This window comes from Mesorhizobium sp. WSM4828 (assembly GCF_055811175.1).
Map to the genome: position 1 here is coordinate 61,797 of NZ_JBVVQK010000001.1, position 17,734 is coordinate 79,530.

A 17,734-nucleotide genomic window follows, 5' to 3' on the forward strand; every position below is an offset into this window, starting at 1 on the left:
CCGCTCACCTCGCCGTCGCGAGCTGCCCGCTGTCTGTGCCGAGCCGTGCGAGCGCCCGATAGGCGTCCATGTAGGAGGAAACCATGCGGTCGAGTGAAAAGCGCCGCCGCGCCTCGGCCCGGCAGGTCTCGGGGTTCAGGCCGGGTGCGGCAGCGATGGCTTCGGCCATCTCGTCGACATCCGCGACCAGATACCCGGTCTTGCCGTGCTCGACCACATCCGGCAGTGCGCCATTCGGGAAGGCCACCACGGGGGTGCCGCAGGCGAGCGCCTCCATGGCGACGAGCGAACTGGTTTCCGCGGCAAGGCTCGGGATGACCAGGCAGCGGGCTGTGTTCAGCAGGCGGCGCTTGGCGACAAAGCCGAGCGGACCTAGGAAGCGGCGCCGACCGTCCAGCCGGGGTTCGACCTCGTCGCGAAGATATGCGGTGTGGGTTTCGTAGGGGTAGACTTTGCCGCCGACCACCAGCGGCACACCGGCCTTCTTGGCTGCGTCCAGTGCCAGATGGATGCCCTTTTCCGGGCAGACGCGGCTGAGCACGAGGGCAAAGTCGCGTTTGGCCTGCGGTTCGCTCAGCGCGTTGATGTCCACTCCGTTTGGGATCGGTTCGATGAGCCTGGCGCCCGGCGGCGCGGTTCTTTCCTGAGCCGCCGATACCGCATGCAGCCACAGGTCCTCCCGCGCCGGATTGAGAGCGTCGGCCGGATACCAGTCGAGCGGCAAATGCAGGGTCACCAAAGTTGGCCCGTCGCCCGGCAGATAGGCGTCGAAATCGATACCGTGCAAATGGACCACGTCGATCGGCCAGCGAGCGCGCGTGGTAGCAATTGCGGCGCGATGAGCACGCTGCGCCCGGCGCTTCGCCGCTTCATCGAGCACGCCCGGTTCGGCCGGCGTCTCGATGAGCACACCCGCAGCGCTCGAGCCTTGGCAGCCGATCACGATCGAGCGGTGTCCGGCCTGTACGAGCGCTTGGTCGAGCATCGAAAGCACCTGCTCGGCACCACCGACCGCATCCGGCCCGACCGGGGCGAGGGGATAGGCGACGTTGAGGACGGTGAGCGTCATGGCTGGAGAGCCGAAGCTCCTCACGCTGCGGAGGCGCGCAGCCTGCCGACGGAAGGGGCAGCGATGCTGCCGGCATAGCGGCGCGTCATTGCCGCGCAGAACTCGGCGAATTCCTCCGGCACCAGCGGCGGGCTGCTGTGGTGCGGCATCATTCCGCGGTGTTCCGGCGTGAAGCAGAAAGTAACGGTCACGTCGAAGTCGGCCAACGCCTCCATCTGCCTGTCGAACCAGTCAAGCGCGTTCGGCCTGAAGCTGTCGGCCCAGGAAAGCCCGGTGCGCAGATTGGTGACGCCGAGGCGTTTCATCCAGGCAACGGCGTCGTCCAGCCGGTGATCTTCGAAATGGAACCACTGCACCAGTCCCATTGCCGGGGTATGGTGCAGGAACTCCTCGAGCGCGGGCTTTGGCGTGCCGTCCTGGCGAAGCAGGCCCATGTAGAAATGGCGATAATAGGAAGAGCCTTCCGCCTCGCGATGGCGCGTCGTCGCTTCCCACTCGCGCGGCAGGTCGTAGAGGCTGTACCATTGGATGCGCGGTGCGTTGCCGATCAGCAATTCCGCGGTCCGGCGCAGGCCCCAGACCTGTACCTCCTCGGCGCCGAAGGTCGACACGCCGACCTCGCTGACCCATACCGGAAGATCGGTAACAGCCGAGATCTCGCCGATTTTCTGCGGCCATTCGTGGATCTGCCAGAGGTTCCAGTCGAGCGGAAAGCCGTGCACGGCGACCGCGTCGACATGATCGAGCACGCCGAACTCCTTCATCCGTGTCATGAAGCCGGCATCGATCGGCGAGATCCCGCCAAGGACTTTGGTCAAGGCGGAATTCTCCGACGCGATCGCGTCGGCGGCCAGGATTGCCGTGGTGGCGAAGCGGCTCCAGTCGGGGTCGAGCTCGGGATCCCAGTGGGATTTGTTGTTGGGCTCGTTCCAGATCATCGCGGCTTCAATCATTTATCTGTCCTTTCGACGGGTAGACGGCGCCGCCGCCGGCCGGCGCGTCGGCGGTGCGGCAGAAATAGACCTCCTGCTCGGGTTGCAGCACGATCTCGAAGCCGGCGCTGCGCAGCATGGCTTCGGTGCAGGCGCGATTGGGAATCCACCAGTTGGTCGGGTCGTCGGCGTAACGATGCTCGATGAAATGCAGCTTTGGGAACTCCGGCCGGTCGAACAGGTCGTGAGTCCAGAAATGATAGTTCTGCTCGAGCGCCGGCACGTTGGTGCTGCCACGCTGCATCGACTGGAAGATCATCAGGTCGTCGGCGACATGCTCCCGGATCAGATCGAGAGCGAGCAAAGGATGGCGCAAGTGGTAGAGCACGCCCATGAACAGCACGATGTCGAACCGCTCGCGCAGCGCGCCAACGTCGTAGACCGAGAGCTGCCGGAATTCGATGTCGCAGTCCGCTACCTCGGCGGCAAAGCGCGCCTGCGCCAGGTAAGCCTCATCGAAATCGATGCCAAGCACGCGGCCGGCGCCGCGGCGTTTCATCTCGATCGAATAGAAACCCGCATTGCAGCCTATGTCGAGCACCGCCTTGCCGGAAAGATCGGCGGGAATCGCGTCGGCGAATTTGCGCCATTTGATTAGCGGATAGTTGCCAAGGAAATGGTCGGGAGCGGTTTCGATGCCGGCCAGTTCCATATTGTGGAACCATGGGCCGAGCGCGTCGATACGGCGGCGGATTTCGGCATCGGAATGCAGCATGGCTAGCCTCCTTCGCCTGCGAGGATAGGAACGTGCTGGTGGCCTGGCAGCGTAATGGCGGCTTGGTCGTCCTTGGTACCGGCGGCGCTTTCAAGCAGCCGCAGTGCGGTGCGGTAGCCGTTGAAGGTGCCGACGTCGACATAGGCGTTGCCTGCCTTGATGCCATAGGCTTCGCCTCCGGCGGCGAGATAGGCGTTGACCAGCGTGCCGATGTATTCGTCGCACCGGTCCCGTTCCCGCCACAGCGCGGCGAGCCGGTGAAGGGTGCGGCCGGGCATCTTGAACGCACCCCAGATCCAGTTCGATTGGGCATTCTGCTGCTTGACCTGGATTTGCTTCACCCGATCGTCCTGGTCGACAACGACGGCATCGAAGAACTCCGGCTGGTCCACCGGAAACAGCAGGAAGGACAGGCCGTCGTCCGGGAGGGCCAGGAAACCGTCTTCGGGAAACCAGATTGTATCGGGCAGCCCGACCAGAACGGTCTCGTCGGCTGCGACGAGCGGCGCGGTGCGGAAGATGGCGTCGCAAAGGCCGACCGGAGAGGGCTGCACCACAAACAGTGCAGTCGCGTCGGCATAGCCGGCAGAATAATATTCGAGGATATCCGACTTACCCGAGCCGATGACGAAGCAGATCTTGTCGGCCCCCGCGCGCACCATGCGGCGCACCAAATATTCACTGACCGCGCAAGGCCGCTCGGTGTTGCCGTCGATGCGGCTGCCGACCGGCAGAAGCTCCTTCGAAAAGCCGAGCGGCTGGATGCGGCTTCCCCGTCCGGCTGCGGGCACGATGCCCAACATCAAACTGCCTCCTTCAACGGCTCGCCATGCGTGGAGCCGTGCAGTGCATCGGACAGGATGCGGTCGAATTCCTTCGCGCGCCGCGCCGAGGTGTGTTCGTCCAGCACCCGCTCGCGCGCACGGCGGCGGATCGCGTCAAGCTCGGCGTCGGACAGGTCGAGCGCGGCGACCACGTCGTCGGTGCTGTTGGCCACGACGATCTCTTCACCGGGCCGGAAAAAGGCCTCCAGTCCGGGCCATGTGTCGCTCACCATCGCAGCACCGCAAGCGGCGGCTTCGAACAGCCGGCCGGAAGGACACCAGCCCCGTTCGGCCATCGCCTCGCGGGTCACGTTCAGGGTCAGTCGTGAAGATGAAAAGAAGGCGGGGTGGTCGGCCGGCGGCAGATGCCGGACGAAGAAGATATTGTCGCTCCACGGGAATTCTTGCGGATATTGTGCGCCGCCAATGATGAAGCGGCGATCCGGCAGGCGCGCAGCCGGACTGACCAGCAGCCTTTCGACCCCGGCCTGGCGGTCTGCCGCATAGGTCCCGAGATAGGAAAGGTCGCCGGCAAACTCCGGCCTGGGCGGGGCGGGCCGGTGTCGCTCTGGATCGACGTGGCCGTAGAGCGGCATGACGCGGCGTGCACCCAGCATCGACCTCAATGCGTCGATCGCGGTTCCTCCCGTGTAGCTCAGCACGAGATCGAAATCGCGAAGCCCTTCCGGCCCGAAATAACCCGGAGGCTCACCTTGTTCGATCCGGGCCAGCGTCACCGGCGTGTCCAGATCGTAGAACACCTTCAGCCCGCGACAGGCCTGGTGGGCAAGGCGCGACGCGCTCACGGCATCGGGGCAATACGAGGTGACGATGACGACATCGGCCTCGTTCATCGCCTGCTCGGCAACGTGCTGGACGTCCTCCCAGTCCGGGTAAAGGACAAGGCTGCCGCCATCCAACTGGTCGAGGTCGCGCGTCCCGGCATAATAGGGAGTGTTGCGTTCAAAGAAGGTGATGGACCAGCCCAGCCCGGCCATCGCCCGGATCAATCCGCGCCACAGCGTGGCGTGCCCATTGCCCCACGACGATGTCACGGTAAGACCGAAAATGACCATGCGCATCCGGCAATTCCTCGTCAGGCAGCTTCGTTGAGTCTAATCAGCTTCGACCCCCAATCTCCCCAAACAACCGTGGTGATCGACGCTGGGTCGATATCGAAGCGAAAGCAGTTCCCCAGCGACAGGCCGAGCACTTTGCACACGGCGGCCTTGATGACATCGGCATGGCTGACCAGTGCAACGCACTGGTTCTGGTAAGTGCCGCGGACCTGCTCGATCAGCGAGACGACGCGTTGCTGCACGTCCAGCATGGTCTCGCCGCTCGGTGTTCTCGCCTGCTGGCGCTGGTCGTTCCACACCCGCCAGTCGGCATCCTGGTTCAACTCCTCGAAGGTCTTTCCCGACCAGGTGCCGAAGTCGATCTCATCGAGTTCCTCGCGGATCACGATTTCACCGGCATTGCAGGCGAGCGCGATCGGATTGGCCGTCTCCTGCGTGCGTTCGCGCGGGCTGCAGAAGATTGCCGCTATCGCCTCGCGTGCCATGCGGTCTGCCAGGTGCGAGGCCTGTGCCTTGCCGGCTTCGCCGAGGCACACGCCAGCCATCCGTCCGGCAAGATAACGGCCGACATTGTCGTGCGCGGCGTGGCGCACCAGAAAGAACGTCGTCGTCATTCCGCGGCATCGAGCATCGGCTCGTCCTTGCCGGCGATGAAAGAGAGCGTGCGCTGGCGGGCTTCCGCGTCGGTGAACTGCTCGGGCGGCGATTTCATGAAATAGCTGCAGGGACCGGTCAGCGCGCCCGCGATACCGCGATCGAGCGCCAGCTTGGCGCAACGCACCGCATCGATGACGACGCCGGCCGAATTGGGCGAATCCCACACTTCCAGCTTGAGCTCGGCATTCAGCGGCACACCGCCGAAGGTCGTGCCTTCGACCCGGATATAGGCCCACTTGCGGTCGGTCAGCCACGGGACATGGTCGCTCGGCCCGACGTGAATATTGCCGGGCTCCAGAGGAACGTCGATCTGGCTGGTCACGGATTGCGTCTTTGAGATCTTCTTCGATTCCAGCCGCTCGCGCTCCAGCATGTTGAGGAAGTCGGTGTTGCCGCCGAAATTGAGCTGGTAGGTGCGATCGATGCGCACGCCGCGCTCACGGAACAGGTTGGCGAGCAGCCGGTGGACGATCGTCGCACCGACCTGGCTCTTGATGTCGTCGCCGATCAGCGGCAGGCCGTGCTGCTCGAAGCGTCGGCGCCACTCCGGCCGCGAGGCGATGAAGACGGGTATGCAGTTGACGAAGGCGCAGCCCGCCTCGAGCGCGCACTCGGCGTAAAAGCGCGTTGCCTCCTCCGAACCGACTGGCAGATAGGACACCAGGATTTCGGCGCCGCTCTCGGCGAGGATCTTGCCGACGTTGGCGACCGGCTCGTCGGCCTCCTCGATCTCGTCGCGCAGATATTTGCCGATGCCGTCCAGCGTCGGTCCGCGTTCGACGCGAGCGCCGACAGGCGCGACATTGGCAAAGCGGAAAGTATTGTTCGGCGCGCTGTAGATCGCGTCTGCCACATCGCGTCCGACCTTTCCCTTGGCGACATCGAAAGCGCAGACCACCTCAATGTCCTTGACGTGGTAGCCGCCAAGATCGGCATGCATCAGCCCGGGTATGGGTTCATTGCTCCTTGCGTCGCGGTAATAGGTGATGCCCTGTACAAGAGAGGAGGCGCAGTTGCCCACGCCTACTATTCCGATCCGAACTTTCTTCGATCCCACGAAACCGCTGCCTATGCTGTTGAAGGTAAGTTCTTCGTGCCAAACCACCTGCCTCGCTGATTGTTCCTTGCCGGCTGCAAAAATCGTGCAACCGATGGTGGATCAAAGTAGCGCCCACCGAGTTTGTGCAGCTGGGAGTGAGGCCAACCGGGACCGACAATGATCGTCTATGGCGACCACAAGCAAATGCGGAGCGCGCGATATGTTCGCGCCTCGGCCTGCGAAGCGGCCGGGCACATTGCGGACATGCCAAGCGGGATCGGACGGCACGCAGCACTGGTCGGCCTGTTCATCAAGGCTTCGGAATTGGTCCAGGGCCTTGCCGACGCGGAATTCGAGGCCAACGGCACGGACAGGATTTCCCCGCAGCGGATCGTGGGCGCGAACCTCCTGGTCGGCTTGGCCCGGGACGTGGGCAGATCGTGGGACGCCGGATTCGCTATCGACGGCCCGGTCGATGCCGAAGTGCCGCGAATGCTGGCCGAACTCGATTGCGATGGCGAAATCCTCATCGGCACGGCCGAGGGCTACGCCCATTACGCGCTCTATCCGGAGAGCTATTTCGTCGCCGCACGGCAGTCGGGTCTCGATGCTAACACATGCGTGATCGGCATCCGCAGCATCGGCCTGGGGCTGGCAGCGATGGTGGCGGCGGCCATCGGCGCACCGGCACCCGTCAGCGTCCGACCGGCCGGTCATCCGTTTCGCCGGCGGCTTGCCGCCGATCCAGAGTTGATCGGCGGCTGGAGGACAAGGCCGTCGGCCCATTTCGCTGTCGTCGATGAGGGCCCAGGCCTGTCCGGCAGCTCGTTCCACGCCGTCGTCACATGGTTACAAGCGCTGGGCATCGGTGCCAGGCGCTTCCATCTGTTCCCCAGCCATTTGGGTGGCCCGGGTCCCGAAGCATCGGCGGACGGCCGTGAGGCGTGGACTGTTTGCCAAAAACACACGGCGGATTTCGAGCGGACTTTCACCACTGGATCCGCTGTCCCGGCGCTGCGGGATTGGGTGGCCAGGACGATCGGCAGCACAGCGGTCAAGCTGACGGAAACATCCGCCGGGGAGTGGCGTCACTTGCACTATGGCTCGCAGGATCATTGGCCCCCCGTCCACCGTGGCTTCGAGCGGCGAAAGTTTCTTGCTTCTGCGGCCCGGGAAAAATGGTCGGTCAAATTCGTCGGCCTCGGTGAAATCGGCAGGCACAAGGCCGAGACTGCAAGGAGGCTGCATGATGCAGGCTTTGGCCCGGAAGTCGCCGGGCTGTGCCATGGCTTTCTCGTCGAACGCTGGATCGACGGAACAACGCTGGACCGGGCAAGGCTTTCGAAAGAAAAAGTAGTCGCGCATCTCGGACATTATCTGGCCTGGCGCGCAGCCAATCTGCCCGCCTCCGAGCCGGGCGCCTCGCTGGAGGCGCTTGCCGACATGGCCGTGCAGAATACAAGTGAGGCGCTTGGCGAAGGCCGTGCCACGGAGTTGCGGAACTGGTCCTCGAAACAGGTTCCACCCAAGACCATGCAGCGGGTCGAGATCGACGGGCGGCTTCATCCGTGGGAGTTCATCGTTTCGCGCAGTGGAACGCTCGTCAAGACGGACGCCCTCGACCATTGCCGATCGCACGATCTGATCGGCTGCCAGGACATCGCCTGGGACATTGCCGGCGCCCGTGTCGAGTACAGCCTCTCCAATGCAGCGACTGCGGCAGTGTGCAAAGCTGTCGAGGCGACTACGTCTCGTCCCGTCGATGCCAATCTGGTCCACTACTACGAGCCCTGCTATCTCGCCTTCCAGCTTGGCTTGTGGAGCATGGCTCAGCGATCGGGCGATGATCGGGAACAGATCCGGCTGGCGGCCGCGGCAAGACGTTACGCTGCCGCGCTGCTTCGCTTCTTGGAAAGCCAAGGCGACCTGCCGCCGCTCGAGCGGGATCAGTCCAGCCGGCGCAGCATATCCGCTTCCTTTTCGAGGATGGCCGCTACCTCCTCGCGCTGAAGATGCGTCAGCATCAGACTCACGCAACATTCCAGATAGGTGATGGAGGCGCGCCGCAGGAAGGCAGCCGTCTCTCTTGCGGCCATTTGCTCGATGTCTTTGGCAGATCGTTTGGGATGCACAATCGTCTCCACGCCGGTACCTTGGCAGAACCAGAAGCTGGACGGGTTGTTCCCGCGACGAGAAAAAGTGACCAAATCCGAAACGAGGGCGCTTTCCGTCGTGACCAAGCAGCGGCCAGACGCTCCCCGCCATCAGGCCGTCAGATTTTGCAGCCGGCCTGATGCAGAACGCACGGCGGGGGCAATTCGACGTCTTCTGTCGATCATCTGCGCCGCCTCAAGCTCGGCAAAATAGCCGATTGTGCGCATCAAACCCTGCCTGAGCGGCACTTTTGGCGACCAGCCGAGAAGCTTCCTCGCGCGGGAAATGTCGGGTTGCCGACGACGAGGATCGTCTTGCGGCAGCGGCAGGAATTTCAAGCCCGATTTGGTTGCGGTCATGCCTCTCACCAGGCTCGCCAGTTGCAAGATGGTGAACTCCCCCGGATTGCCCAGATTGACGGGCTGCCGCGGATTGGGATCGACCTCCATCAACCGCATCAAGCCGTCGACCAGATCGGAAACATAGCAGAACGACCTGGTCTGCAGTCCATCGCCGAATATCGTCAGCGGCCGTCTCTCGAGTGCCTGCATGATCAGATTGGAAACGATCCGTCCGTCCGCAGGGTCCATCCTGGGACCATAGGTGTTGAAGATGCGCGCGACACGGATATCGGCCTTTCCCATTCTCAAATAATCAAAGCACAAGGTTTCGGCGGTGCGCTTGCCTTCGTCATAGCAGGCGCGGGGGCCGATGCAGTTCACGTGGCCGACATAGTCTTCCTTCTGCGGATGCTGTTCGGGATCGCCATAAATTTCGCTGGTGGACGCCTGCAGGAAGCGGGCGCCGTTGCAGGCGGCGAGCTCCAGCAGATTGAGCGTCCCGATGACACAAGTCCGCGTCGTGTGCACCGGGTCGGCCTGGTAACGCGGCGGCGAGGCGGCGCATGCCATGTTGAAGATGCGGTCCACCGGTTCGCCAAGCTCCAACGGCCGGCAAATGTCTTGCTTGATCAGCCGAAAATCCGGACGATCGGCGATCGATGCTATGTTGTCCATGCGGCCGGTAAGGAAATTGTCGACGCAGATCACGCGCCAGCCTGCCTGGAGCATTGTCTCGCAAAGATGCGAACCGAGGAAGCCTGCGCCGCCGGCGACAAGCACGGTCCTGGTCCGTTGCGCCTTTCTTGATAGCTGCATCTCTATCTTCTCCCGTCTGCGGGTCATGCTGCGCTCTCGACGTCCAGATCGAGAACAGAACGTGGCGATTTGGCCTGCGCCAGCAGCGAAACGAATTCGCGGGCTCTTGCGATGCTTGTGTGAGCTGCCAGGATGAGCACGCGCGCCTGCTTGGCCATGGCAAGCCGGGCGCCGTCGGATTCCCCAGACAGGATACCGATTACGTCCTCGGTCCTGCGCGCCGTGTGGATCGTCCGCTCTGGAAACAGGCTGTCCAGTCCGGCCCAGCTATCGCTGATGATCGCCGTGCCGCAGGCGGCCGCCTCGAAGAGTCGCACGCTGGGCGACCATCCGGCCGCGATCATGGAACTGCGCGTGATGTTCAAAGTGTAGCGTTGGCGGCTGTAAAAGGCGGCGTGATCTGCCGGCGGCAGGTGTTCGATGCGATCCACATTGTCCGGCCAGGCGATTTCGCGCGGATATTGCGAACCTGCCACGACGAAGCGGCGCTCCGGCATGCGACGCGCCGGTTCGAACAGCAGGGCCTCCAGCGTCGCCTGGCGGTCGAGGCTGTAGGTGCCGAGATAGCCGAGATCCCAGCGGATTGGATCGCCGGTTCCGTGATGCCGCTCCGGGTCGACGGAGCAGTAGAGCGGCTCGGCGCGCCTGGCGCCGAATTCCGCCGTCAGACGGGCAAGCGTCGGCCCGCCGGTGAAGGAGAAATAGACGTCGAAATACGGGACCTGCCGCCTGGCAATATACTCGCAATCATCGGTTGAAAGCTTTGCCAGCGTGACCGGCGTGTCGATGTCGTAGAAGCAGAACTGACCCGTGCACAGCGATGCCACGACGTCGATGATTTCAGGGCCTTCAGGAACGAAGGAGCCGACGACCACGATATCGGCCTCGCCCAGGCAGCGCGCAAAATTGCGGCGGAGATCATCGGTCGTTTCGTAGTAGCGCAGGGCGCAGAACTCGGGATCGCGCAGGTCCCGGTGACTTGCGTACCACGGCACATCGCGTTCGAGAAAAGTGACGCGGTGGCCGAGTTCGTGGAGACCTTTGAGCAGCCCCCGAAAGGTGGTGGCGTGGCCGTTTCCCCAGGATGAGGAGAGCGACAGGCCAAGAAAGACGATGTCGAGCGGCTTCGTCATTCGGCCGCCTCCACGGTCGGACGCTCGAAATGGCGCCTGAAGATGGCGTCGGCCAAAACGGCCCGTGTCGTATAGGTATGTTCGCCAAGCACCCGCCGAAGCGCCGACGCCCCGATCGCCTTGGCCCGTTCGGCGCTAAGGCCTTGCATGATTTCGGCGACATCGTCGCCATCGCGCGCGACCAGGATTTCCTCGCCGGGTTTCAGGAACAGGTCGACACCGAGCCAGGCGTCGGTGATGAGGCATGCGCCGGCGCCCGCCGCCTCGAAAACGCGCGTCGCAGGTGAAAAGCCATTGGCCGCCATGCTGTCGCGGCTGATGTTCAGCACCGCCTTGGCCGTGACGTTCAATGCATTGTGGTCGCGCGTGCCGACATGGCCGAGCCATCGGACATTGGCGGGCATCTGCTTGTCGCCCCAGCCCGATCCGCCGAGCAGGAAGCGCTGATCGGCCGAGCGGCCGGCCGGGTCGAGGAAGAAGGCCTCGACGCGCGCCTCGCGGTCCGGCAGCCGGTTGCCGAGAAAGGCGAGATCGCAGTCGAAGCGCCTATCCTTGCCGACCGGATGATGCGTTTCCGGATCGAGCGCATTGTAGATCGGCACGCATTCGGCCGCCCCCATTGCCCGATAGGCCCAGACCACCGGGTCGCCGCCGCCATAGGTCAGCACGAGGTCGATTTCCTGCAGCGCGCGATGCAGCGGATGGTCGGGCTCGTCGCGCAACTGGCCAAGCGTCGCCGGCGCATCGACATCCCAGAATACGGTGAGCGCATCGGCACGGGCGTGATCGAGCACCGCCCGCAACAGCGCGTCGTCGGCGAAACCGACGCCACTCGCCTTGACGACGACATCTGCCTCCGCCGCCCGCGCCGCCACCTGCATCATGGCATGCGGAGTGGCCTCGTAGACGACGACGGCACACCAGTCGGGCGCCTCGATATCGCGGTTCTTCTGGCGATCGTAGACGTCCGGCTCGTAGAAGGTGATGTCATAGCCCAGCCTTGCCAGGGCCTTGAGCAGTCCACGGTAATAGGTGGCCGCGCCGTTCCAATAGGACGACAGCAGGCTCGACCCGTAAAATGCGATCTTCATTCGGCGGCCTCCTTTGCAAGGATCGTATCGGCGGCTTCGCGGTGCCCGCATTCGGCGAGCACGCCGAACAGCTCATCCGCCCGGTGCCGGCATGTGTGCCGTGAGCGAATAGTCTCGAGGCCCGATGTCGCCAGAGAAGCGGCGAGATCCGCGTCACGCAGCACGGCGCGAAGATGATGCCGCATCTCGAAACCGGTGTTTGCAAACAGGAAATCGGTGCCCGGCCTGAACAGACGTTCGACATCGGACCACGGCGCCGAAACGAGTGGGATGCCGCAGGCGAGCGCTTCGAACATGCGGATGGTCGGGATGCCGGGCAGGCTTTCGCGATATGGACGCCGCGGGATGTGAACTGTGATGCGGTTCGCCGCGAATGCCTTCGGCACGTCGGCATTGGCGATCCAGCCTTCGTAGCGCAGTCCGGCGGCCGCAAGGTCGGCGAGCGCCTCGCGCGGATAGCGAACGCCGTGGACGGTTCCGCTCAGGCCGAGCTCACGCACCGGGTCGACCAGGAACTCGCTGATTTCGGCAGTGCGCTCGTCGTCGCCCCAATTGCCGATCCAGATAAGGTCGGAACTACGCTCGATTTCAGGATAGGGCTGGAACAGGTGGTCATCGGCTGCCTCGTGCCAGGTGAAGACCCGCTTGCCCCATCCGGCGCGGAGATAACTTTCCCGCAGCGCCTCGCCGAAGGCGAGCACGCCGTCATAGTGTTCAAGCCGCAAGGCGGAAATCGCTTGCGTGGCCGAGATGGCGCGATGGTGCGTGTCGTGGAACAGCAGCGTGAAACGCCCCCCAATTGCTTTCGCCCTGCCCAGCCGCGCGACAAGGTCCGGCGCGGTCCACTCATGCACGATCACCACATCGGCATCGGAGATCCAGGCTTCGTGGTCGAAGGCGGCGTCATAGGTGACCGGCATCAACTCGGGAAAATCCTTCCGGAATCGCTCGATCGCGAAGGACCCTTTCTCGGCCAGCAGGTTCGACCGGCTCCAGCCGTCGGCGGGCTCCAGCGCAATCGCCTGGTGCCCGCGCGCGACCAGCTCGCGCATGATGCCGCGCAGGAAATGTGCGTTGCCGTGGTTCCAGTCGGAAACGATCGAATGGGTGTAGAATAAAAACCGCATGATCAACTATCCGCCATGGTGGCCAGGGCCGCCTTGTCGTAGACGCCGCGCATGGCGGTCGCCTGTCTTGCCAATGAAAATCTGCGGCTTCGGCGGGCCGCTGCCTCACCGAGTTCTCGGCGGCGCTGCGCGTCGCTGCAAAGGCTGTTGATGCATCTGGCGAGATCGTCCGAATCGCGGGCGTCGTAGAACATGGCCGCGCCGCCCCACAATTCGCGATAGGTCGAGATATCGGCGAGCACCAAAGGCGTTTTCGACATCGCGGCTTCCAGCGTGGCCAGGCCGAACGGTTCGTAGAGCGACGGCGATACGAAAATGCCAGCCCGCGCCATCAGCAAGCGCACTTCCTCGTGTGGCACCGGCCCGACGGGAACGGCGTGGCTGAAGCCAACATGCTGGCCGTCCGGGCCTTGCAAGGAGCCGGCAACGAAGATCGGCCACTGCGTCAGGGAGGCGGCCTGGTCCAGTACCGCCGCATTCTTTCCTTCGTCCCACCAGCGCGCGGCGGCGAAAACGACCGATTCTGGTCTTTCGCTCTTGGGGCCGGGCCGCGCGCCGTTGCCGACGACGCTCAGCCGCGTGATCGGCCCATAGCAGGTTTCCAGCATGTCGGCATGGCTGCGGCTCGGTGCAACGACAATGCCTGCTTTGTCGAAACCGCGCCGGTTGCGGTCCTTCTGCCAGGCCCATTCGCCGTCCGCCGCCTGTCCTTTGACGGCGTGGAACCATGTCACCACGCAGGAATGCGACACCGCCACGACCGGGCAGGGCACATCGAGCCCCGCCGCCTGCGTCGGCGCGTTGAGATGGACGACGTCGATAGCGTAGTCACGGATGAGTGGATGCAGCTCCTGCTGCAATGCGTCGAGGTCGTGCTCGTTGCGGGTCATCCAATCGGGCGGCGTGTTGAGCCATGTCAGCGCCGCGAACGACTGGGCTTCTTCGGCCTGCTGCGTGGACGGTTGCGGACCAAGCCCGGCAAGCACGACGCTGTCGCCGCCGGCGACCAGTTGCCTGGCCAGATCGAGCGCATAGCGCCAGACGCCGCCAACGGCATCGACAGTCATCAGGATACGCCGCGGCGGGCTCAGTGTCCGCAACATGTTGCCTCCAATTCGGCCAGCGGACGCGGACGCTTCTCCTGGATGTCGCTGAACGTTCGGAAGGATGCGAGATAATGTTCATGCGCGCGCTCCCAGGCGAGGTCGTCGGGCTCGCCCCAAAGTTCGCGGTAGCTCGGCGAACTCGGATAGGGATAAAGCGGCACCGGCTCGTTGGCCCAAACGCCGTTGTCGATCAGGTGCTTTCGCCAATAGTCGACCAGCGCGGGGTCGTCCTCGACCACGCCGATCAGATTGGCCTGCACGAACGGCACGTGGCGCCTTGCGTCGACCAGCAACGCGGCCAGTTCCTCGGTGCCCAGCCGGCAGCGTTTTGCCAGCATGGCGCGGCCCTCCACCGTCAGGCTTTCGAGCCCCGCTTCGATCGAGACGCAGCCGGCGGCGCCGAGCAGTTTCAGCAGTTCCGGCTTCCAGAGGTCGATACGCGTCTGCACGCCGAATTTCACATCACGATCGACCAACGCTTCCAGCAATGCCTTTTGCGGCAGGAAGATCTCGTCGATGAAGTAGATGTAGCCGACGCCCTGTGCGATCAGCCGGTCGATCTCTGCGATCACCGCCTCGTGGTTCCTGCGGCGGTAGGCATCGCGGAAATCGATCTTGGCGCAGAAGCTGCAATTATACGGGCAGCCGCGCGACGCCTCGACCTCGGCCCCGAAACCGACCTGGTCGTCGTCGAAGCGGTGATGATGATGCTGATGCGCGGCAATCCAGTCCGACGGCCATTTGAGCGCTGGGTGATCGATGAACGAGCTGGCATGGACGCCGCCGTTCGAGACCAGTTCTCCATCCTTGAAATGGGCGGTGGACGGCACAGCGCTCCAGTCTTCGCGCCGGGCAAGTTCCGCGACAACTTCCTCGCATTCGCCGCGCACGACGATGTCAACGCCGAGCTTGCGCAAAGTCGGCGTCGGCGTCGCCGAACCATGCGGCCCGACGGCGACGGTGCGGCCGCCGCGCCCGGCAAGATGGTTGAGGAAATCGGCCGGCACGCGCAACTCGGGCGGTGCGCAGCGCCAGAACAGGTAGGTCGGCGCGGTGCTGACGACGGTCATGTCAGGCTCGAAGGCGGCGACGCGATCGGCTAGCGCGGCGTTGTCGAGCTTCTGGATCTGCCCGTCCAGCATCAGCGCATCGTGGCCGGCGGCTTCGAGCAGCGCTTTCGAATAGCCGAGTTCGAGCGGCAGATGCGGCTGGCGGCAGCCGAAATAGATGCTGTCCTGGTACGTCCAGGACGGATTGACCAGAGCGACCTTCATGCCACGTACCTCGCCGGTTCGGGATGCGGGTCGAGGCGATGACGCTGCAGCCAGTCGGCGAGGTCGCGAATGCCGTTTTGCCACGAGACGTGCGCTTTCCATCCCAGCGCCGCCTCGATCGCGCGCGTGTCGGCGACGAAGAACGGTTGATCGCCAGTGCGTTCGCGGTCGTAACGAATCGGAACGTCCCGTTTCGTTACGTCGCGAATCTCCTTCAGCAGCATGCGCAGGCTGACGGCGTTTTCCGGTCCGCCGCCGAGATTGAATGCCTGGCCCTTGACCGCCTCGATCCGGTCGAGCACGGCGCGGTAAGCCGCGACCGCGTCGGCAACGTGGAGGATGTCGCGCACCTGCTTGCCGTCGCCATAAATGGTGATCGGCCGGTCGGAGAAGGCGCTAAGCAGGAAATGGGCGACCCAGCCCTGATCCTCCGTCCCGAACTGGCGCGGGCCATAGATGCAGCTCATGCGCAGCACCGCCGTCGGCAAATCGTATGACTTGGCGTAGTCGAGGACATATTGGTCCGCCGCGCCCTTGGAGCAGCCATAGGGCGTGCAGAAATCGAGGCCGCGCGTCTCGTCGATGCCGTGCGCACGGATGGCCGCGTCGCGAGGCACGTATTTGGCGTCCTCTTCGCGCATGGCGAGATCGGCGAGGCGGCCGTAGACCTTGTTGGTGCTGGCGAAAACGACGGGGATGCGCTTGCCGGTGCGGCGAGCGGCTTCCAGGACGTTGAACGTTCCGCGCAGGTTGATGTCGAAATCCTCGTCCGGCCGAACCAGGCTCGTGGTGACGGCGGTCTGCGCGGCAAAGTGGAAAACCGCCTTCGAACCAGCCACCAGCGGCATCAGCGCCTCGGCGTCGCGGATGTCGGCTATTTCGACGGTGAGGCGGCTGCCGTGCCTTTGCGTCAGCCATTGCAAGTTCTGCTCGACGCCGGGACGGCTCAGATTGTCGATGACCAGCACCGGCTCACCGTCCGACAATAGGCTGTCGGCGAGATTGGAGCCGATAAAGCCGCTGCCGCCGATAATGGCGACGGGCGCTTCGCGAAAATTGTGTGAATCCGGTCTCATGACACCAGCCCTCGCGCTTCAAGTTCCCGCTTCATCTCGGCGCTGCGATCGATGGCGACGGTGTTGCGCACCCATGCGACGAAATCGCCGAGCGAATGCTCCAACCGGTACTGCGGCTGGAAGCCGAGCAGTTCGCGCGCCTTGGAGATGTCGGCAAAGCAGTTGCGGATATCGCCGGAGCGTGCCTTGCCGAGGATTTCCGGCTGGCGGCCAGGCACGCCCATTGCTTCGGCGAGCAGCCGGGCGACGTCGCTGACCGCGTAGGCTCGCCCGCTGCCGATGTTGATGACGTGGCTGCGTGCCTGGGGCTGTTCCAGCGCCAGCCGGAAGGCGCGGGCAACGTCGCGCACATGCACGAAATCGCGCTGCTGCTCGCCATCCTCGAAAATCAGCGGCCGCTGGCCATTGGCGATGCGCGAGGCGAAGTTCGCCAACACGCCGGTATACGGGTTCGAGAGCGCCTGTCCGGCGCCGAAGACATTGAACAGGCGCAGCGCCACCGCGTCGACGCCATAGGCTTCGCCGAAGATCAGTACGGCGCGTTCCTGGGCGTATTTTGTCAGTGCGTAGATCGAGGCGAGGTCGACCGGTTTCTGCTCGTCGGTGGGCAGCGGCGACAGGACTTCACCTTCCGGCGACAGGGGATTCCATTGGCCGCTGCGGATGTCGTCCGGCTGCCGTCTTGCATTGTCGATGCGCCGGCCGTCTGGCGTGGCGTAGAGACCCTCGCCATAGACGCTCATCGAGGAAGCAACGACGATCCGTTCGATCGGCCGTTTGATCAGTGCCTCCAGCAACGTGGCGGTGCCGAGGTCGTTGGCGCCGACATAGCGGGCGATCTCGTACATGGACTGGCCGACGCCCACTTCAGCCGCCAGGTGAATGATCGCGTCGACATCCTCGACCGCCTCTGTGATGGCGTCGCGATCGCGAACGTCGCCTTTGATCAGCTTGGCGCCCGCCGGCAGGCTGATTGCCTCGCCGCCATGCACCTGGTCCAGCAGCACATCGAGAATTGAAACTCCATAAGCATGTTCAACGAGTTCCTGGGCGACGTGGCGGCCGATAAAACCGCAGCCTCCCGTGACCAGTATACGTTTCACGACAACTCCTCATATGAATGGCTTTGCCGCCCCAAACTTCCGGGCGAAAGGTTTGTTCCCTTGCTTCAACAAAGTTCCCGGAGCGCCGCGCTCGCGAAAAGCATCGTTGCCTTGGGCACGGGAACATCGAAGCGCGCT

Annotated in this window: 17 protein-coding genes; 1 reads left to right on the plus strand and 16 read right to left on the minus strand. The window is 63.9% G+C overall.

Annotated features, from left to right (window positions below; translation table 11 throughout):
- Positions 1–4: 4 nt before the first annotated feature.
- From AC0L2X_RS00385 to AC0L2X_RS00415, 7 genes are read right to left on the minus strand one after another with little or no spacing between them, the layout of a single operon-like run.
- Entirely contained in the window at positions 5–1,069 is a 1,065-nt protein-coding gene (locus tag AC0L2X_RS00385; protein WP_473552871.1) for a glycosyltransferase family 4 protein, read from the minus strand.
- Between the two features lie 20 nt (positions 1,070–1,089).
- On the minus strand, positions 1,090–2,022 hold the full coding sequence (locus AC0L2X_RS00390; protein ID WP_473552873.1) for a glycoside hydrolase 5 family protein: 933 nt from the start codon (positions 2,020–2,022) through the stop codon (positions 1,090–1,092).
- Positions 2,015–2,776 (minus strand): TIGR04290 family methyltransferase, encoded by a 762-nt coding sequence (locus tag AC0L2X_RS00395; RefSeq protein WP_473552875.1) that lies wholly within the window; start codon positions 2,774–2,776, stop codon positions 2,015–2,017. Before AC0L2X_RS00395 ends, AC0L2X_RS00390 begins: the two co-directional genes overlap by 8 nt.
- Positions 2,777–2,778: 2 nt before the next feature.
- A complete protein-coding gene (locus AC0L2X_RS00400) occupies positions 2,779–3,579 on the minus strand; it encodes a nucleotidyltransferase family protein (protein ID WP_473552878.1) in 801 nt (266 codons plus the stop codon).
- Complete coding sequence (locus AC0L2X_RS00405; RefSeq protein ID WP_473552879.1) at positions 3,579–4,682, minus strand: CgeB family protein; 1,104 nt, start codon at positions 4,680–4,682, stop codon at positions 3,579–3,581. Before AC0L2X_RS00405 ends, AC0L2X_RS00400 begins: the two co-directional genes overlap by 1 nt.
- 14 nt (positions 4,683–4,696) lie before the next feature.
- Positions 4,697–5,293 carry a histidine phosphatase family protein gene (locus AC0L2X_RS00410; RefSeq protein WP_473552883.1) on the minus strand — a complete coding sequence of 199 codons (597 nt, stop codon included), beginning with the start codon at positions 5,291–5,293 and terminating at the stop codon, positions 4,697–4,699.
- Complete coding sequence (locus AC0L2X_RS00415) at positions 5,290–6,393, minus strand: inositol-3-phosphate synthase (protein WP_473552885.1); 1,104 nt, start codon at positions 6,391–6,393, stop codon at positions 5,290–5,292. The genes AC0L2X_RS00410 and AC0L2X_RS00415 overlap by 4 nt, the downstream gene beginning before the upstream one ends.
- A 159-nt stretch (positions 6,394–6,552) precedes the next feature.
- On the opposite strand from AC0L2X_RS00415, the gene AC0L2X_RS00420 reads away from it, so the two are divergent.
- Positions 6,553–8,385 carry a hypothetical protein gene (locus tag AC0L2X_RS00420; RefSeq protein WP_473552886.1) on the plus strand — a complete coding sequence of 611 codons (1,833 nt, stop codon included), beginning with the start codon at positions 6,553–6,555 and terminating at the stop codon, positions 8,383–8,385.
- On the opposite strand, the gene AC0L2X_RS00425 is transcribed toward AC0L2X_RS00420, so the two are convergent.
- From AC0L2X_RS00425 to AC0L2X_RS00465, 9 genes are read right to left on the minus strand one after another with little or no spacing between them, the layout of a single operon-like run.
- Positions 8,322–8,615, minus strand: coding sequence for a hypothetical protein (locus AC0L2X_RS00425; RefSeq protein WP_473552888.1), 294 nt, complete (start codon positions 8,613–8,615; stop codon positions 8,322–8,324). The genes AC0L2X_RS00420 and AC0L2X_RS00425 overlap by 64 nt on opposite strands.
- 24 nt (positions 8,616–8,639) lie before the next feature.
- The gene (locus AC0L2X_RS00430) at positions 8,640–9,686 is read right to left on the minus strand and encodes a UDP-glucuronic acid decarboxylase family protein (RefSeq protein ID WP_473552891.1); all 1,047 of its coding nucleotides are present in this window, start codon (positions 9,684–9,686) and stop codon (positions 8,640–8,642) included.
- Positions 9,687–9,709: 23 nt separating this feature from the next.
- Positions 9,710–10,819, minus strand: coding sequence for a CgeB family protein (locus AC0L2X_RS00435; protein WP_473552893.1), 1,110 nt, complete (start codon positions 10,817–10,819; stop codon positions 9,710–9,712).
- Entirely contained in the window at positions 10,816–11,910 is a 1,095-nt protein-coding gene (locus tag AC0L2X_RS00440; protein ID WP_473552896.1) for a CgeB family protein, read from the minus strand. The genes AC0L2X_RS00435 and AC0L2X_RS00440 overlap by 4 nt, the downstream gene beginning before the upstream one ends.
- Entirely contained in the window at positions 11,907–13,037 is a 1,131-nt protein-coding gene (locus tag AC0L2X_RS00445) for a CgeB family protein (protein WP_473552898.1), read from the minus strand. Before AC0L2X_RS00445 ends, AC0L2X_RS00440 begins: the two co-directional genes overlap by 4 nt.
- Positions 13,038–13,039: 2 nt before the next feature.
- Positions 13,040–14,140: a glycosyltransferase family 4 protein gene (locus AC0L2X_RS00450; protein ID WP_473552900.1), complete on the minus strand. Its 1,101-nt coding sequence runs from the start codon at positions 14,138–14,140 to the stop codon at positions 13,040–13,042.
- A complete protein-coding gene (locus AC0L2X_RS00455) occupies positions 14,125–15,417 on the minus strand; it encodes a TIGR04295 family B12-binding domain-containing radical SAM protein (RefSeq protein WP_473552902.1) in 1,293 nt (430 codons plus the stop codon). Before AC0L2X_RS00455 ends, AC0L2X_RS00450 begins: the two co-directional genes overlap by 16 nt.
- Positions 15,414–16,493, minus strand: coding sequence for an NAD-dependent epimerase/dehydratase family protein (locus tag AC0L2X_RS00460; protein WP_473552905.1), 1,080 nt, complete (start codon positions 16,491–16,493; stop codon positions 15,414–15,416). The genes AC0L2X_RS00455 and AC0L2X_RS00460 overlap by 4 nt, the downstream gene beginning before the upstream one ends.
- Positions 16,490–17,596, minus strand: coding sequence for an NAD-dependent epimerase/dehydratase family protein (locus AC0L2X_RS00465; RefSeq protein WP_473552907.1), 1,107 nt, complete (start codon positions 17,594–17,596; stop codon positions 16,490–16,492). The genes AC0L2X_RS00460 and AC0L2X_RS00465 overlap by 4 nt, the downstream gene beginning before the upstream one ends.
- Between the last annotated feature and the right edge of the window lie 138 nt (positions 17,597–17,734).

Excerpts from the sequence above, each read along its gene's own strand:
- AC0L2X_RS00390 (WP_473552873.1), bottom strand. The coding sequence starts at position 2,022 with ATGATTGAAGCCGCGATGATCTGGAACGAGCCCAACAACAAATCCCAC.
- AC0L2X_RS00410 (WP_473552883.1), bottom strand. The coding sequence starts at position 5,293 with ATGACGACGACGTTCTTTCTGGTGCGCCACGCCGCGCACGACAATGTC.
- AC0L2X_RS00445 (WP_473552898.1), bottom strand. The coding sequence starts at position 13,037 with ATGCGGTTTTTATTCTACACCCATTCGATCGTTTCCGACTGGAACCAC.
- AC0L2X_RS00420 (WP_473552886.1), top strand. The coding sequence starts at position 6,553 with ATGATCGTCTATGGCGACCACAAGCAAATGCGGAGCGCGCGATATGTT.
- AC0L2X_RS00400 (WP_473552878.1), bottom strand. The coding sequence starts at position 3,579 with ATGTTGGGCATCGTGCCCGCAGCCGGACGGGGAAGCCGCATCCAGCCG.
- AC0L2X_RS00440 (WP_473552896.1), bottom strand. The coding sequence starts at position 11,910 with ATGAAGATCGCATTTTACGGGTCGAGCCTGCTGTCGTCCTATTGGAAC.
- AC0L2X_RS00405 (WP_473552879.1), bottom strand. The coding sequence starts at position 4,682 with ATGCGCATGGTCATTTTCGGTCTTACCGTGACATCGTCGTGGGGCAAT.
- AC0L2X_RS00395 (WP_473552875.1), bottom strand. The coding sequence starts at position 2,776 with ATGCTGCATTCCGATGCCGAAATCCGCCGCCGTATCGACGCGCTCGGC.
- AC0L2X_RS00450 (WP_473552900.1), bottom strand. The coding sequence starts at position 14,140 with ATGTTGCGGACACTGAGCCCGCCGCGGCGTATCCTGATGACTGTCGAT.
- AC0L2X_RS00455 (WP_473552902.1), bottom strand. The coding sequence starts at position 15,417 with ATGAAGGTCGCTCTGGTCAATCCGTCCTGGACGTACCAGGACAGCATC.
- AC0L2X_RS00385 (WP_473552871.1), bottom strand. The coding sequence starts at position 1,069 with ATGACGCTCACCGTCCTCAACGTCGCCTATCCCCTCGCCCCGGTCGGG.
- AC0L2X_RS00435 (WP_473552893.1), bottom strand. The coding sequence starts at position 10,819 with ATGACGAAGCCGCTCGACATCGTCTTTCTTGGCCTGTCGCTCTCCTCA.
- AC0L2X_RS00430 (WP_473552891.1), bottom strand. The coding sequence starts at position 9,686 with ATGCAGCTATCAAGAAAGGCGCAACGGACCAGGACCGTGCTTGTCGCC.
- AC0L2X_RS00460 (WP_473552905.1), bottom strand. The coding sequence starts at position 16,493 with ATGAGACCGGATTCACACAATTTTCGCGAAGCGCCCGTCGCCATTATC.